This is a genomic window from Streptomyces sp. AM 4-1-1 (assembly GCF_029167625.1).
Classification (GTDB): Bacteria; Actinomycetota; Actinomycetes; order Streptomycetales; family Streptomycetaceae; genus Streptomyces.
The window spans coordinates 2,994,865-3,009,599 of the sequence record NZ_CP119145.1 but is presented as its reverse complement, the minus strand read 5'-3'; the positions used below and the strand labels follow the sequence as shown (position 1 = coordinate 3,009,599).

Sequence of the window (14,735 nt, the reverse complement as noted above, 5' to 3'; positions counted from 1 at the left end):
CGGGGCGGGTCCCCGGCCCGGCGGGCAAGGAAAGAGACGCGGGTGAACGAGAAGGACATGGGCACCGACCTTCGGTCGGTGCTCCTCACCAAGGAAGAGATCGACGCGAAGCTCGTCGAGCTGGCCGCGGAGATCGACGCGGAGTACGCGGGCAAGGACCTGCTCATCGTCGGCGTCCTCAAGGGCGCGGTCATGGTGATGGCGGACCTGGCGCGCGCGCTGTCCACCCCCGTCACGATGGACTGGATGGCCGTGTCGTCCTACGGGGCGGGCACCCAGTCCTCCGGTGTGGTCCGAATCCTCAAGGACCTGGACACCGACATCAAGGGCAAGCACGTCCTGATCGTCGAGGACATCATCGACTCCGGTCTGACCCTGTCCTGGCTGCTGTCGAACCTCGGCTCGCGCGAGCCGGCCTCCCTGGAGGTCTGCACCCTGCTGCGCAAGCCGGACGCCGCGAAGGTCGCGATCGACGTGAAGTGGATCGGCTTCGACATCCCCAACGAGTTCGTCGTCGGTTACGGGCTGGACTACTCGGAGAAGTACCGCAACCTCCCCTTCGTCGGCACCCTCGCCCCGCACGTCTACGGCGGCTGACCCGCCGCGGCCCCGGGGCCCGGGGGACCGGAGCCCGGGAATCCGGCGTTCCCGGCGATCCCACCCGTTTCGCTGGGAACCCTCACCGCTTTCCCGCCGTTGGAGGCTTGGAAGGCGGGTTTGTCGGACGTCCCATGCGGTCGCGGGTGACAATGCTGGGGTACCGTCCGAAGAACAGTCTTTTCTCACAGCAGCATTTACCTACGGGCAGGAGGGACGGGGCGTCTTCGCTCCGTATGGATGGACGTGAAGCGATACTTCCGTGGGCCGGTCATGTGGATCGTGCTGGCCGTCCTCGCCGTGGTCGTGTTGATCCAGGTCGTCGGCTCGTCGGGCGGCTACAAGACGGTGGACACCGGCAAGGTGATCCAGGCGATCAGCAAGAACCAGGTGGAGCAGGCCAAGCTGACCACCGGTGACGAACAGATTCTCAAGATCGAGCTGAAGGACGGTCAGAAGCTCGACGGCGAGTCGGGCCGCAAGTTCCAGGCGAGCTACATCGGTGACCAGGGCGTACAGCTCGCGAACACGCTGCAGAAGAAGCTGGAGAGCGGTGACATCGAGAAGGGTTACACCGTCTCGCCGTCGAAGCAGAGCCCGTTCATCTCGATCCTCCTGTCGCTGCTGCCCTTCGTCCTGATCGTGCTCGTCTTCCTGTTTCTGATGAACCAGATGCAGGGCGGCGGATCGAAGGTGATGCAGTTCGGCAAGTCCAAGGCCAAGCTGATCACCAAGGACACCCCCAAGACGACCTTCGCCGATGTGGCGGGGTCGGACGAGGCCGTCGAAGAGCTCCATGAGATCAAGGAGTTCCTCCAGGAGCCGGCGAAGTTCCAGGCCGTCGGCGCGAAGATCCCCAAGGGCGTCCTGCTGTACGGGCCGCCCGGTACGGGCAAGACACTGCTGGCCCGCGCCGTCGCGGGTGAGGCCGGCGTGCCGTTCTACTCGATCTCCGGCTCCGACTTCGTCGAGATGTTCGTCGGTGTCGGTGCCTCCCGGGTCCGTGACCTCTTCGAGCAGGCCAAGGCGAACGCCCCGGCGATCGTCTTCGTCGACGAGATCGACGCCGTCGGCCGACACCGCGGCGCGGGTCTCGGCGGCGGTCACGACGAGCGCGAGCAGACGCTGAACCAGCTGCTCGTCGAGATGGACGGCTTCGACGTGAAGGGCGGGGTCATCCTGATCGCCGCCACGAACCGGCCGGACATCCTCGACCCCGCGCTGCTGCGTCCGGGCCGCTTCGACCGGCAGATCGCGGTCGACCGTCCCGACATGCAGGGCCGCCTCGAAATCCTCAAGGTGCACCAGAAGGGCAAGCCGATCGCCGAGGGCGTCGACCTCGGCGCGGTCGCCCGGCGCACCCCCGGCTTCACCGGTGCCGATCTCGCGAACGTGCTGAACGAAGCGGCGCTCCTCACGGCGCGCGGCAATCTGAAGCTGATCGACAACGAGATGCTGGACGAGGCGATCGACCGTGTCGTGGCGGGCCCGCAGAAGCGGACCCGGATCATGTCCGACAAGGAGAAGAAGATCACCGCGTACCACGAGGGCGGACACGCCCTGGTCGCGGCGGCCTCACCCAACTCCGACCCGGTGCACAAGATCACGATCCTGTCCCGCGGCCGTGCCCTCGGATACACGATGGTGCTGCCGGAGGAGGACAAGTACTCCACCACGCGCAACGAAATGCTCGACCAGCTGGCTTACATGCTGGGCGGGCGCGCGGCGGAGGAACTGGTCTTCCACGATCCGACCACCGGCGCGGCGAACGACATCGAGAAGGCCACCACCACGGCCCGCGCGATGGTCACGCAGTACGGCATGACGGAACGGCTGGGCGCGATCAAGTTCGGCGGCGACAACACCGAGCCCTTCGTGGGCCGGGAGATGTCGCACCAGCGCGACTACTCGGAAGAGGTCGCCGCGCTCGTCGACGAAGAGGTCAAGAAGCTCATCGAGACCGCGCACAACGAGGCCTGGGAGATCCTGGTCGAGAACCGCGACGTCCTCGACGCCCTGGTCCTCCAGCTGCTGGAGCGCGAGACGCTCGGCAAGGCGGAGATCGCCGAGATCTTCGCGCCGATCGTGAAGCGCCCGGCCCGGCCGGCGTGGACCGGTTCCGCACGACGCACTCCGTCGACGCGGCCGCCGGTGCTCTCCCCCCGGGAGCTGGCCCTCACCAACGGCGCCACCACCTCCGCGAACGGTTCGGCACCGACGGACGCTCCGTCGGCCACGGAGTCGATCCCTGAGGACCGCCCGGAGAGTTGACCGGACTCCCGGCCCTGCCTCCCTCCAGGGATGCCGGTCCGGGGCCGGAATGGAAGCCGCGTTCCCCAGGTTTTAGCCTGTGGGGGCGCGGCTTTCGTATGTCTGCGCGATCCTCTCCGCGCAACCCTCGCGCGGATGACAGCAAGGAACGAGGCACAACGATGACCGACCCGGTGACACTGGACGGCCAGGGCTCGATCGGTGAGTTCGACGAGAAGCGGGCCGAGTCCGCGGTGCGGGAGCTGCTGATCGCCGTCGGGGAGGACCCTGACCGTGAGGGTCTGCGGGAGACGCCCGCCCGGGTGGCGCGGGCGTACAAGGAGATATTCGCGGGCCTGTACCAGCGGCCGGAGGACGTGCTGACGACGACGTTCGACCTCGGTCACGACGAGATGGTGCTGGTGAAGGACATCGAGGTGTTCTCGACCTGTGAGCACCATCTGGTGCCGTTCAGGGGTGTGGCGCACGTGGGCTACATCCCGGCCGCCACCGGCAAGATCACCGGGCTGTCGAAGCTGGCCAGACTGGTGGACGTCTACGCCCGGCGTCCGCAGGTGCAGGAACGCCTCACGACGCAGATCGCCGAGTCCCTGATGGGGATACTGGAGCCGCGCGGGGTGATCGTCGTCATCGAGTGCGAGCACATGTGCATGTCGATGCGCGGTATCCGCAAGCCCGGTGCGAAGACGCTCACGTCCGCCGTCCGCGGCCAGCTCCGGGACCCGGCGACGCGCGCCGAGGCCATGAGCCTGATCATGGCGCGCTGACCGGCGGGTGTGCGGTGCCCGCCCGGTGACCTGGCGGCGAGGCGGCTCCGGGGGCGGGGGCCGGGTGGTCTGACGGCGGGTGGGTAGGGGGCGCGGGCCGGACGCCGGGGGCCCGAGGGCCGGGTGGCCGGGGGCCGGGGGCCGGACGGCCGGGTGGCCGGACGGCCGGGTGTCACGCGGGGGACGCGCCGCCCTTGTTCTCGTCATCGTCGTCGTCCGGGAGCTTGCAGATCCGCTCCAGGAAGAGGGCCGCCGCGATCACCCCGATGCCCGCGAGGACCGCGAAACCGGCGTGGATCGCCTGGTCGCGGCGGGCCGGGATGTCGAGGGAGCCGAGCAGGTGGACGCCCGTACCGCCGTACATCCCCGAGATCAGCGAGACGACCAGGGCGCTGGCCTGGCCGAAGACCACGGCGCGGGCCGCCATCAGTGGTTCGACGCCCTTGGCGCCGGGTCGGCGCTCACGCTGGGCGCGCAGCCGGGAGCGGATCGAGAGGGCGGTCGCGAGCAGCACCACGGCGATCACGGCGAGCACGACGGGGGCGGCGAGCGGGACGCTCGGCAGTGTCCCGTAGGCGCTCCAGACGCGGGCTCCGCCCCACGACAGCACGCCGGCCACGGTAAAGAGCCCGGCCAGTACTCCGAGCCGTAGTTGCCTCACCGCGCGAGCCGCCCTTCGCAGCCGGTCGTGGCGGGCGGATCGGCCGGGCAGGCCGACGGCCGTCCATGCGTACGGGTCCGTCGCGTGCGTGCCCTGTCGTCCGTCCCGGGTGACCCGAGGTCACCGACCGGTCGTCTGTGATCGTTGTTCGTTCTGGCTGTGTCCGCTGAGCCTAACGACTGCGGGCCGTCCCGTGATCCACCGGGGATCACCGGGTGCCGTCAGTCGGGCAGGCAGAGTTCCAGATCGGGTCGCGGCTGTATGCCGGTCCGGCCGGTCCGGTCCAGCAGCTCCACGACCGCGCCGGCGCCCGGGAGCTGGGCCTCCGGTTCGATGTCCAGCCACGGGGCGAGGACGAAGGCGCGCTCGTGGGCCCGGGGGTGGGGGAGGGTGAGCGCCGGATCGTCCGAGACGACGTCCGCGTACGCCACGATGTCGACGTCGATGGTGCGCGCGCCCCAGCGCTCCTCGCGGACGCGTTCGTACGCCTCCTCGATCGCCTGGCCCCGCTCCAGCAGGGACGACGGGGGCAGGGTCGTCTTCACGACGACGACCGCGTTGAAGTACGACGGCTGGGTGCCGGGGTCGACGCCCCAGGGCTCCGTCTCGTACACCGGGGACACCGCTTTGACCCGGAGGCCCGGCGTGTCCTCCAGGGCGTCGACGGCGCCCTGGAGGGTCTCCAGACGGTTGCCGAGGTTGGAGCCCAGCGAGAGCACGGCCCGTTTCGGGTTGGAGAGGGTGATGTCCGCGGCGTCCACCTGCTCGACCACGGAGGCGGGAACCGGCTGTACGGTCGGGTCGCTCTGCCCCTCGGTGGAAAATGCAGTCATGCTCGGCTCCGGATGATGGTGACGGTGACATCGTCGAAGGGGACGGTGATCGGGGCGTCCGGCTTGTGCACGACGACCTCCACCTCCTCGACGCCTTCGTGTTTCAGGCACTGCTGGGCGATGCGCTCCGCGAGGGTTTCGATCAGGTCGACCGGGTCACCGCTCACGACGTCGACGACCTCCTCGGCGACCACCCCGTAGTGCACGGTCTTCGTCAGGTCGTCGGCGGCTGCCGCGGGGCGGGTGTCCAGGCCGAGAACCAGGTCCACGATGAACGTCTGGCCCTCCGCCCGCTCCCGGGGGAAGACGCCGTGGTACCCGCGAGCCTTGAGGCCGCGCAGCGCGACACGATCCACGCGAATCACTCCTGCTGTCGTTGGTCGGAGGGGCGTCCCACCGCGGGCGGGCGGCGGGGTGCTCACTTTCGAATCTACCCGCGGCCACCGACAGGACCTGCCCGAGGGGGTCGTGGACAGAGCCCGCTCGGGGCCGGTGACCGCCCCTACCCATCGGCCGCGTATTCGAATCCCCGCCAGGGGCCCACCCGGTCAGGACGGGGTCTCCTCGTCCTCCTCCTCCTCGCTCTCGGCGAGTACGGGGGAGCCGTGGTGCGACCAGAGCCGCCAGCCGTCCGGGGTGCGGCGGAACACGTTGGTGGCGACGACGAGCTGGCCGACGAGCGGCCCCAGGGCGTTGCCCTCCTCGGCCGGTCCGCCGCTCAGGATGTTCTCGGTGCACGTCACCAGCGCGGTGTCGTCGATGAGGGAGACCTCGACGTCGGTCAGGAAGAACTGGATGTACTCGGTGTTCGCCATGATCAGCGCGTACGAGCGGAGCACCTCGCCGCGCCCGCTGAGCACCGGCCAGCCCGGGTGCACACAGGAGACGGTGAGGGAGTCGTCGTCCAGCCAGAGATCCCCGAGGGCGTCGAGGTCACCGTGTTCCAGCGCGTCGTAGAAGGCGGTGTTCGCCGCCTCGACCACCTCGGCGTCCGAGGCGGCGGTTCCCGGTGTGTCGTTCACCGGGCTCCCTCTACGGCACGGGCGACGCGCACGGCGTCGGCCGTGGCCCGTACCTCGTGCACCCGTACCGCCCACGCGCCCGCCTCGGCGGCCAGCGCGGAGATCGCGGCGGTGGCCGCGTCGCGTTCGCGGGCCGGCGGAGGGGCGGCGCCCTCGCCGGCCAGGACGTGGCCGAGGAACCGCTTGCGGGAGGCGGCGACGAGCAGCGGACGGCCCAGCGCGCGCAGCTCGGTGAGGTGCGCGACGAGGGCGAGGTCGTGTCCGGCGTTCTTGGCGAAGCCGAGGCCGGGGTCGATCACGAGGCGTTCCGGGGCGACACCGCCGGCGACGACGGCGTCCGTGCGGGCGCGCAGTTCGCCGAGGACTTCGGCGACCACGTCCTCGTACACCGCCCTGCTGTTCATGGACTCGCTGAAGCCGCGCCAGTGCATGACGACGAACGGGACCTCGGCGGCGGCGACGACCGGGATCATGTCGGGGTCGGCGAGTCCGCCGCTGACGTCGTTGACGAGGGCCGCGCCGGCCGCGACGGACTGTTCGGCGACCCGGGCCCGCATGGTGTCCACGGAGACGACGACGCCCTCGGCGGCCAGACCGCGCACGACCGGGACCACGCGCCGCAGTTCCTCGGCCTCGTCGACCCGGCTGGCGCCCGGCCGGGTCGACTCGCCCCCCACGTCGACCAGGTCGGCGCCCTCACCGGCCAGATCCAGACCACGCTTGATCGCGGCCGTGGTGTCGAACCAGCGGCCTCCGTCGGAGAAGGAGTCGGGGGTCACATTGACGACTCCCATGACCGCACAGCGGTCCCACTCCGGCAGCCCTCGCACCGTGCCACGTCCGCGCAACGTACTCATACGACCAGCCTAAGGGCTGTCCCGTACTCCCTGGTGGAGTAGCGGGCGGCGTCGGATGCGGTGAGCCGCGAGGTGGAGGGACGTCCGCGTACCGGATGTATGGGGATGTTCCGGCGACGTCGGAGGGTGCGTAGCTGGCGTGAAGCCGCCTGACGCCGCTCGCCGCTCGCCGATGGGGCCGGAACTCGGCGCGTGCGGGCGGCGGCCCGTGGCGGTTACGCCGCGCGGACCTCGTGCTCGGCGCCCTGCCGGTTCGGGTGGGCGCAGGGGCGGGGCCTGCGGGCCGGGAGGAGGCGGGCGAAGGGGCGGGGGAGCGAGAGGTTCACGAAGCCCTCCGCCTGCATGGCGGCGAAGCCGATGCGGGGCAGGTCCCGGCTGGAGCGGAAGACGACGAAACGGGGTTCCCAGCGTGGCCGGAACTTGGCGTTGAACTTGTACAGCGACTCGATCTGGAACCACCGCGACAGGAAGATCAGCAGCCCGCGCCAGCCGCGCAGCACCGGTCCCGCGCCCAGCTTCTCGCCGCGGGCGAGTGCCGAGCGGAACATCGCGAAGTTCAGCGAGACCCGCTCGATGCCCAGCCGGGGCGATGCCTGGAGGGAGGCGCAGATCAGCAGTTCGTTCATGCCGGGGTCGGCCGAACGGTCGCGGCGCATCAGCTCCAGGGACATGCCGTCCTTGCCCCACGGCACGAAGTGGAGCACCGCCTTCAGGTCGCCGTACGGGGAGTCGGCGGTCTGCTGGGGGTCCTGGTCGGTCTTGTGCGCGGTGGCGATGACGCAGTCCCCGTCGTCGGGGTCGCCGATCCGGCCGAGTGCCATGGAGAAACCGCGCTCGGTGTCGGTGCCGCGCCAGTCGGCCGCTGCGTGCCGGATGCGTTCCAGCTCGGCCTCGCCGATGTCACGGGCACGTCGTACGCGGGTCTCGTAACCGTTGCGCTCGATGCGCTTGACCATCTGGCGTACGTTGCGCATCGCTCGGCCGGACAGGGAGAAATCCGCGACGTCCACCACCGCCTCGTCGCCGAGTTCGAGCGCGCCGAGCCCGGTCTCGCGGGTCCATACCTCGCCCCCGGTCTCGCTGCACCCCATCACGGCGGGGGTCCAGGAGTGCAGCTTGGCCTCGTCCATGAAGCGTTCGATGGCGCCGGGCCACGCCTCGACGTCACCGATCGGGTCGCCGCTGGCGAGCATCACACCGGACACGACGCGGTAGCAGACGGCGGCCTTGCCGCTGGGCGAGAAGACGACGCCCTTGTCGCGGCGGAGCGCGAAGTGGCCGAGGGAGTCACGCGCGCCGTGCTTGTCGAGGAGCGCGCGCAGCCGCAGCTCGTCGTCCTCGGTGAGCCGGGCGGCGGGGTGCTCCGGGCGGAACGCGAGATAGATGGTGGTGATGGCGGTGAGCAGGCCGAGGGCGCCCAGCGAGTAGCCCACGGTCCAGGAGGTGTCCCCGGCGTAGTCGACCGGGCCCTCGAAGCCGAACAGCCCGAACAGCACGTGCTGGAGACGGTCCGCGATGCTGGGATTGCCGACGACCCGGCCGGGGTGGACGCTCACCACGACGAGCCCGAGGCCGATGGAACCGGCTCCCAGGAGCACGAAGTTGGCCAGTGCCCGCCAGCGGCTCTGCGGGTCGGGCAGCGCCTCGAACTGGCTTCGGTGACGCACCAGCAGCCCGCACAGGACCAGCGAGACGAGGACACCGACGAAGGAGTGCCGGTAGACGAACTGCGCGACGGCACCGGCCGGGAGCAGGACGACGGCGGCCCGCCAGGCCCGCCGCTTGTTGCGCTTCAGGCCGTGGGCCAGGAGCAGGAGGAGGACGCCGGCGCTGATCGCGAGCGCGGCGGCGAACGGGCCGAGCGCGCCCGGCAGCACCTCGGCGACCGTGTGCATCCGGCTGTGCCGGAAGCGCGGGAAGACCCCGGAGGCGACGTCGATCAGCCCGACGGCCGTGCAGGCGGCGCCGACGAGCTTCGGTACGGATTCGGCTCGCGGACCGTGTACGAACTGACGTACCCGGGTCGGAACCGATCCTGATTTATCCCCATCTAGCGTGACAGACATCGCTTCCCGTGGTTCCGCGAAAGATTCCGAGTCCATCGGCGGAGGCCCGACGGACGATGTGCGACCTCTAGGACGAGGCTTCCGGGATGTGGGTTCATCCGCTCCCCGGAAAATTCCTGACAAGAAAGCTCACTGCCACTCATGGGTCTCACCAGTCACAAAGTTCTGGCCCTGGCCGTTCTGCTGGCCGTCGTGTTCTTCGCCGCGACGGTCTGGCTCTGGCCCCGGCTGGCCCGCCGTAGCGTGCGCGCGGTGTTCGGCAGGATCGGTCTGTTGCTGGCGACCCAGCTGGCACTGTTCGTCTCGATCGGGCTGATGGCCAACAACTCGTTCCTCTTCTACGGCTCCTGGGCCGACCTGTTCGGGCAGAAGCAGGAACTGGGCGTCGTCACCGACCGGGCGGCGGGCTCCCTCGTCTCGCGGAACATCGTCCGGGTCGGCACCCAGCGGCCGGACGTGCCGGGCGGCTCGCGGCCCGCGGCGGGCGGCCGGATCGACAAGGTCGTCATCTCCGGCCAGGAGTCGAAGATCAAGAGCCCGGCGTACGTGTACCTGCCGCCCGAGTACTTCCAGCCGGCGTACTCCAAACGCACGTTTCCCGCCGTCGTCGTGCTCACCGGCTATCCGGGCACCGCGGAGAACCTGTTCAAGGGGCTCGCGTACCCGCGTACGGCGCTCGCCCGGGTGAAGGCGGGCCGGGCGCAGCCGATGATCCTGATCATGATGCGTCCGACGGTGGCGCCGCCGAGGGACACCGAGTGCGTGGACGTCAAGGACGGGCCGCAGACCGAGACGTTCTTCGCGAAGGACGTGCCGCAGGCGATCTCGCAGTCGTACCGGGTCGGCGTCAAGGCCCGTAACTGGGGCATCATCGGCAACTCGACCGGCGGCTACTGCGCGCTGAAGGTCGGCATGTACCACCCGGACCGGTACGCGGCGAGCGCCGGACTCTCCGCGTACTACAAGGCCGCCGAGGACCCGACGACCGGTGACCTCTTCCACGGCGACCAGGACGAGCGCAACCGCTCCAACCTGCTGTGGGGCCTGGACCACAAGAAGCCGGAGGCGTCGTCCTTCCTGGTGACGACGTCCCGGCAGGGCGAGGGGAACTACAAGAGCACGATGAAGTTCATGGGCAAGGTGAAGCCGCCGTCGCTGGTGTCGTCGATCGTGCTCGACAGCGGTGGGCACAACTTCAACACCTGGCGCCGGGAGATCCCGCCGGCGCTGGAGTGGATGAGCGGCAGGCTCAGCGAGAGGTGATCCGAAGGTGAGCTGAGGGCGTGCTGAAGGTGATCCGGAAGTGAGCCGGTCCGGGCGTCGGGATCTCCCGGCGCCCGGACGCGTCGGTGCGGACGGGTGCGCCGGTGGGGGTGGGGTCGTTGGGGTGTGCTCGTGCCTCCACTGGATGGCCGGTGGTGTGGCGGTGCGGGCCGGTGGCAGTGGGGCCGTGTGGCCGGTGGTGTCCATTATGACGGTGTGGTTGGTGGGGTCGGTGGGGCTGATGTGGCTGGTGCGGGCCGGAGTGGCCGGTGTCGGGTGTGCTGTCAGGGTGTGCCGGTCCTGGTCACCGTCTCCACCGTCTCGACGGCGACCTCGGCGCGGGGGACGGCCTGGGCGTCGGCGTCGATCGAGCGGCGCAGCGCCTCGTGGAGGCGGGCCGGGGTGAGGACGCCGAGGAACCGTCCCGCGCTCTCCTTGTCGATCACCGCGATCCAGCCCGCGTCGTGCTGGAGCATGGTGGCGAACGCCTGCTTCAGCGGGGCACCGACCGGAAGCCAGGCGTCCATCCGGCGGGCGTGCTCCCGGACGGTCGTGCCCCGGAGGTCCTTCTCCGGCCCGGAATATCTCACGGGTGCGGTGCGCTCCCCGGAGCCGGAGCCGGAGCCGGAGCCGGAGCCGGAGCCGGAGCCGGAGCCGGAGCCGGAGCCGGAGCCGGAGCCGGAGCCGGAGCCGGAGCCGGAGCCGGAGCCGGAGGCTGTGGTGTCGAGGTCGGCCGGGAACCAGCCGTGCAGATGGTCCTCGCGGTCCAGGACGACGGCCCAGCGCGCGCCCTCCGCGCGCAGCCGAGCGGTGGCCTCGGCGAGCGTGTCGTCGAGGTGGACGACCGGTGGCTGGTCGAGGTCGCTCTCCTCGATGGGGGTCACGGACAGTCGTTTCAAGCCACGATCGGCGCCGACGAAGTCCGCGACGTACGGCGTTGCGGGAGCGCCGAGCACGGTGGCCGGGGAGTCGAACTGCTCGATGGCCCCCTGCCCGTACACCGCGATCCGGTCGCCGAGCCGGACCGCCTCCTCGATGTCGTGCGTGACGAACAGCACGGTCTTGCGGACCTGCGCCTGAAGCTTCAGGAATTCGTTCTGGAGGTGTTCGCGCACGACCGGGTCGACCGCGCCGAAAGGCTCGTCCATCAGCAGTACGGGCGGATCGGCGGCCAGCGCGCGGGCCACCCCGACGCGTTGCCGCTGACCTCCGGAGAGCTGGTCCGGATAGCGGTCGCCATAAACGGAGGGATCAAGTCCGACCAGATCGAGGAGTTCCGCCGCGCGCTCGCGGCCCTTTCCCCGTTTCCAGCCGAGGAGATGGGGGACGGTGGCGGTGTTCTCCAGCACCGTCCTGTGCGGGAAGAGGCCGACCTGCTGGATCACATAGCCGATACGGCGGCGCAACCGCACGGGGTCGATGGTCGATATGTCGTCCCCGTCGAGGAATATGCGTCCCTCGGTGGGCTCGATCAGGCGGTTCACCATCTTCATGGTGGTGGTCTTGCCGCAGCCCGAAGGTCCGACGAGCGTGACGAGTTCACCCTCGGCGACCTCGAAGGAAAGGTCGTCGACGGCGGTGGTGCCATCGGCGTACCGCTTGGTGACGTGCTCGAAACGGATCATGGTTCCCCATTGTGTCGCGCGTTCTGTGAAGGACATGTTGCTGGAATGCGACGGCCTCGATGATTGTCAGTGGTCGAGGATAGGGTCGACAGACACCAGTTCGGAGCGACAAACGGGAGGTGGGGGACGGATGGCCGCACAGAACTGCCTGGTGACGAACGACTGGATCTGTGGGGAGTATCTGCGCTCCCGCGGCCAGGAGCTGACGGACGCGACGGTCCAGCACATCTGGATCACGGTGGTCTCGGTGCTGATCGGGCTCGCGGTGGCATTTCCGCTGGCGCTGCTCGCCCGCCGGGGCCGGCGCTTCGCGGGGCCGGTGCTCGGCGTGACGACGGTGCTCTACACCGTGCCGTCGCTGGCGATGTTCTCGCTGCTCCTGCCGGTGTTCGGACTTTCCGCCGCGCTGGTGGTCACGGGTCTCGTGCTGTATTCGCTGACGATTCTCGTACGGAACATCCTGGCCGGTCTGGCAGCCGTTCCCGAGGAGGCGAAGGAGGCCGCCCGGGGGATGGGGTACGGACCGGGCAGGCTGCTGTGGGAGGTGGAACTCCCCCTCGCGCTGCCCGCGCTGATGGCCGGACTGCGGATCGCCACGGTGTCGACGGTGGCGCTGACGACCGTCGGTTCGCTGGTCGGCAAGGGCGGCCTGGGCAATCTCATCGAGGACGCCGTGCCGAACATGTTCAAGGCCCAGGTGCTGACCGCGTCGGTGCTCTGCGTGCTGCTCGCGGTGGTGGCGGACCTGCTGCTGCTCGGACTCCAGCGGCTGCTCACACCCTGGACCCGAATACGGAGGGTCCGCGCCGTCGCGGTCCCGCCGGAGGCGATGGCGACCACGGCGAAGGCGGGCTGACCCATGGGAGTTGTCGGTGATTCCTGGACGTGGCTGACCACGGGCGCCAATTGGACGGGGGAGAGCGGGGCGGCGCACCGGCTCGCCGAGCATCTGTACGTCAGCGGGGTGGCGCTCGCCGTCGCCTGCGCGGTGGCACTGCCGGTCGCCCTGTATCTGGGGCACATCGGCAAGGGCGGGGCGCTCGCCGTGAACATCTCCAATGTGGGCCGGGCGGTTCCGGTCTTCGCGGTGCTGGCGCTCTTCATGGTCACGCCGTTGCGGAACGCCGGCTATCTGCCGACGATCATCGCGTTGGTGCTGTTCGCCGTGCCGCCGCTGCTGACCAACGCCCATGTGGGGATGGCGGAGGTCGACCGGTCGGTGGTGGAGGCGGCCCGAGGCATGGGGATGTCCGGGACCCAGCTCTTCTTCCGGGTCGAGCTTCCGCTTGCCTATCCGATGATCATGACGGGGCTGCGGTCGGCGGCGGTCCAGGTGGTGGCCACGGCGTCGATCGCGGCGATGGTCGGCCTGGGCGGCCTGGGCCGGATCATCACCGCCGGGTTCAACACGTACAACACCCCGCAGGTGTTCGCGGGGGCCGTGCTCGTCGCGCTGCTTGCCCTGCTGGTCGAGGGGGTACTGGTGGTGCTGGACCGGTTGCTGTCACCTCTGCGCCGCCGCCGGGCGTCCGAGGGTGACCCGCGGGCGGTCTGAGGACGGTCCGAGAGCTGTCGGAGGAGGGGCGGTCCGGGGCGGCTCGGGGCGGTCGGGTGACCAGGGGGTTCGGTTCGGCGGAGGCCGGGCGGTCGTGGTCGTGCGTCGCCTTGTTGTCCGTGGTCCCGTGTGGTCCCCGTGGCCCCTGTGGTCCCCGTGTTCCTGTGGGCCGGTCCGCTGCGGCCCCTCATTTCCTTGTAACCCATGTGTTGTGGACGGAGAACATCATGAGCAGGACCTCGCGCATAGCGGGTGCGGTCGTCGGCATGGTCGCGCTGGCGGGTTCGCTCGCCGCCTGCGGTGGCGACAGCCTGGAGAAGGACAAGGGCCCCGACTCGGCGTCGGGCGGCGGTGCGGACAAGCAGGGGACGCTGGTCGTCGGCGCCGCGTCCTTCACCGAGTCCAAGGTGCTCGCCGAGCTGTACGCGCAGACCCTCGACGACGCCGGATTCAGCACCTCGATCACCACGGTGAAGAACCGTGAGCTGTACGAGCCCTCGCTGGAGAAGGGGGAGATCGACATCGTGCCGGAATACGCGGCGACGATCGCCGAATTCCTCAACGCGAAGGTGAACGGCCCGAAGGCGGCCGAGGAGAAGCCGGTCGCCTCCGGGGACGCGACGGCCACCGTCACGGCGTTGCGGAAGCTGGCCGAACCGCGCGGACTGAAGGTGCTGGACCCCGGTCTGGCCGCGGACCAGAACGCGTTCGCGGTGACCAAGGAATTCGCTGAGAAGAACAACCTCAAGACGCTTTCCGATCTTGGTCGGTCGAAGCTGAAGGTGAAGATCGCGGCGGGCGACGAGTGCGAGGTGCGGCCGTTCTGCGCACCGGGGCTGAAGAAGACGTACGGCATTGACGTCACCGGAATCGACCCCAAGGGAGTCGGCACCCCGCAGTCCAAGCAGGCGGTCAAGGACGGCAAGGACCAACTCGTCCTCACGACCACCACGGACGCCGTGCTGGACAGCTACGGGCTGGTGTTCCTGGAGGACGACAAGAAGCTCCAGAACGCGGACAACGTCACTCCGGTCCTGAATGCGAAGGACGCCGGAGCGCCGGCGATCACCTCCGCGCTCGTCAAGCTCACGAAGATCCTCACCACCGAGGACCTCGCGGAACTGAACCGCAAGGTGGACGCGGAGCGCGCCAAGCCCGCCGATGCCGCCGAGGAGTATCTGAAGGCCAAGGGAGTGATCAAGAAGTAGCCGGCCTCCG

At 69.7% G+C, this 14,735-nt stretch carries 14 protein-coding genes; 7 read left to right on the top strand and 7 right to left on the bottom strand.

From position 1 onward, the window contains the following. Positions 1 to 57 precede the first annotated feature (57 nt). From hpt to folE, 3 genes are all read left to right on the top strand, one after another. Positions 58 to 597: a hypoxanthine phosphoribosyltransferase gene (gene hpt, locus PZB75_RS12785; protein WP_275538685.1), complete on the top strand. Its 540-nt coding sequence runs from the start codon at positions 58 to 60 to the stop codon at positions 595 to 597. 240 nt (positions 598 to 837) lie between these two features. Next, positions 838 to 2,868, top strand: a complete 2,031-nt coding sequence (ftsH, locus tag PZB75_RS12780; protein WP_275535427.1) for an ATP-dependent zinc metalloprotease FtsH — start codon at positions 838 to 840, stop codon at positions 2,866 to 2,868. Between the two features lie 161 nt (positions 2,869 to 3,029). Further along, the gene (folE, locus tag PZB75_RS12775) at positions 3,030 to 3,635 is read left to right on the top strand and encodes a GTP cyclohydrolase I FolE (RefSeq protein WP_275535426.1); all 606 of its coding nucleotides are present in this window, start codon (positions 3,030 to 3,032) and stop codon (positions 3,633 to 3,635) included. Positions 3,636 to 3,807: 172 nt separating this feature from the next. Here folE and PZB75_RS12770 read toward each other — a convergent pair whose 3' ends face one another. The 6 genes from PZB75_RS12770 to PZB75_RS12745 all read right to left on the bottom strand — a co-directional run bounded on the left by PZB75_RS12770 (position 3,808) and on the right by PZB75_RS12745 (position 9,074). After that, positions 3,808 to 4,296, bottom strand: coding sequence for a DUF3180 domain-containing protein (locus tag PZB75_RS12770; RefSeq protein ID WP_275535425.1), 489 nt, complete (start codon positions 4,294 to 4,296; stop codon positions 3,808 to 3,810). Between the two features lie 221 nt (positions 4,297 to 4,517). Beyond that, the gene (gene folK / locus PZB75_RS12765) at positions 4,518 to 5,129 is read right to left on the bottom strand and encodes a 2-amino-4-hydroxy-6-hydroxymethyldihydropteridine diphosphokinase (RefSeq protein ID WP_275535424.1); all 612 of its coding nucleotides are present in this window, start codon (positions 5,127 to 5,129) and stop codon (positions 4,518 to 4,520) included. Further along, a complete protein-coding gene (gene folB / locus PZB75_RS12760) occupies positions 5,126 to 5,485 on the bottom strand; it encodes a dihydroneopterin aldolase (RefSeq protein ID WP_275535423.1) in 360 nt (119 codons plus the stop codon). The genes folK and folB overlap by 4 nt, the downstream gene beginning before the upstream one ends. A gap of 192 nt (positions 5,486 to 5,677) precedes the next feature. After that, positions 5,678 to 6,151: a nuclear transport factor 2 family protein gene (locus tag PZB75_RS12755; RefSeq protein WP_275535422.1), complete on the bottom strand. Its 474-nt coding sequence runs from the start codon at positions 6,149 to 6,151 to the stop codon at positions 5,678 to 5,680. Continuing rightward, entirely contained in the window at positions 6,148 to 7,008 is an 861-nt protein-coding gene (gene folP, locus PZB75_RS12750) for a dihydropteroate synthase (RefSeq protein WP_275535421.1), read from the bottom strand. The genes PZB75_RS12755 and folP overlap by 4 nt, the downstream gene beginning before the upstream one ends. A gap of 215 nt (positions 7,009 to 7,223) precedes the next feature. After that, positions 7,224 to 9,074: a phosphatidylglycerol lysyltransferase domain-containing protein gene (locus PZB75_RS12745; protein WP_275535420.1), complete on the bottom strand. Its 1,851-nt coding sequence runs from the start codon at positions 9,072 to 9,074 to the stop codon at positions 7,224 to 7,226. A 141-nt stretch (positions 9,075 to 9,215) separates the two neighbouring features. On the opposite strand from PZB75_RS12745, the gene PZB75_RS12740 reads away from it, so the two are divergent. Further along, on the top strand, positions 9,216 to 10,337 hold the full coding sequence (locus PZB75_RS12740) for an alpha/beta hydrolase-fold protein (RefSeq protein WP_275535419.1): 1,122 nt from the start codon (positions 9,216 to 9,218) through the stop codon (positions 10,335 to 10,337). A gap of 284 nt (positions 10,338 to 10,621) precedes the next feature. Here the strand turns inward: PZB75_RS12740 and PZB75_RS12735 are convergent, their stop codons facing one another. Beyond that, entirely contained in the window at positions 10,622 to 11,962 is a 1,341-nt protein-coding gene (locus PZB75_RS12735; RefSeq protein ID WP_275535418.1) for a betaine/proline/choline family ABC transporter ATP-binding protein, read from the bottom strand. Between the two features lie 130 nt (positions 11,963 to 12,092). On the opposite strand from PZB75_RS12735, the gene PZB75_RS12730 reads away from it, so the two are divergent. The 3 genes from PZB75_RS12730 to PZB75_RS12720 all read left to right on the top strand — a co-directional run bounded on the left by PZB75_RS12730 (position 12,093) and on the right by PZB75_RS12720 (position 14,725). After that, positions 12,093 to 12,818, top strand: a complete 726-nt coding sequence (locus PZB75_RS12730) for an ABC transporter permease (RefSeq protein ID WP_275535417.1) — start codon at positions 12,093 to 12,095, stop codon at positions 12,816 to 12,818. Positions 12,819 to 12,821: 3 nt separating this feature from the next. Beyond that, a complete protein-coding gene (locus PZB75_RS12725) occupies positions 12,822 to 13,517 on the top strand; it encodes an ABC transporter permease (protein WP_275535416.1) in 696 nt (231 codons plus the stop codon). 227 nt (positions 13,518 to 13,744) lie between these two features. Then, complete coding sequence (locus PZB75_RS12720) at positions 13,745 to 14,725, top strand: ABC transporter substrate-binding protein (RefSeq protein WP_275535415.1); 981 nt, start codon at positions 13,745 to 13,747, stop codon at positions 14,723 to 14,725. The last annotated feature ends 10 nt before the right edge of the window (positions 14,726 to 14,735 follow it).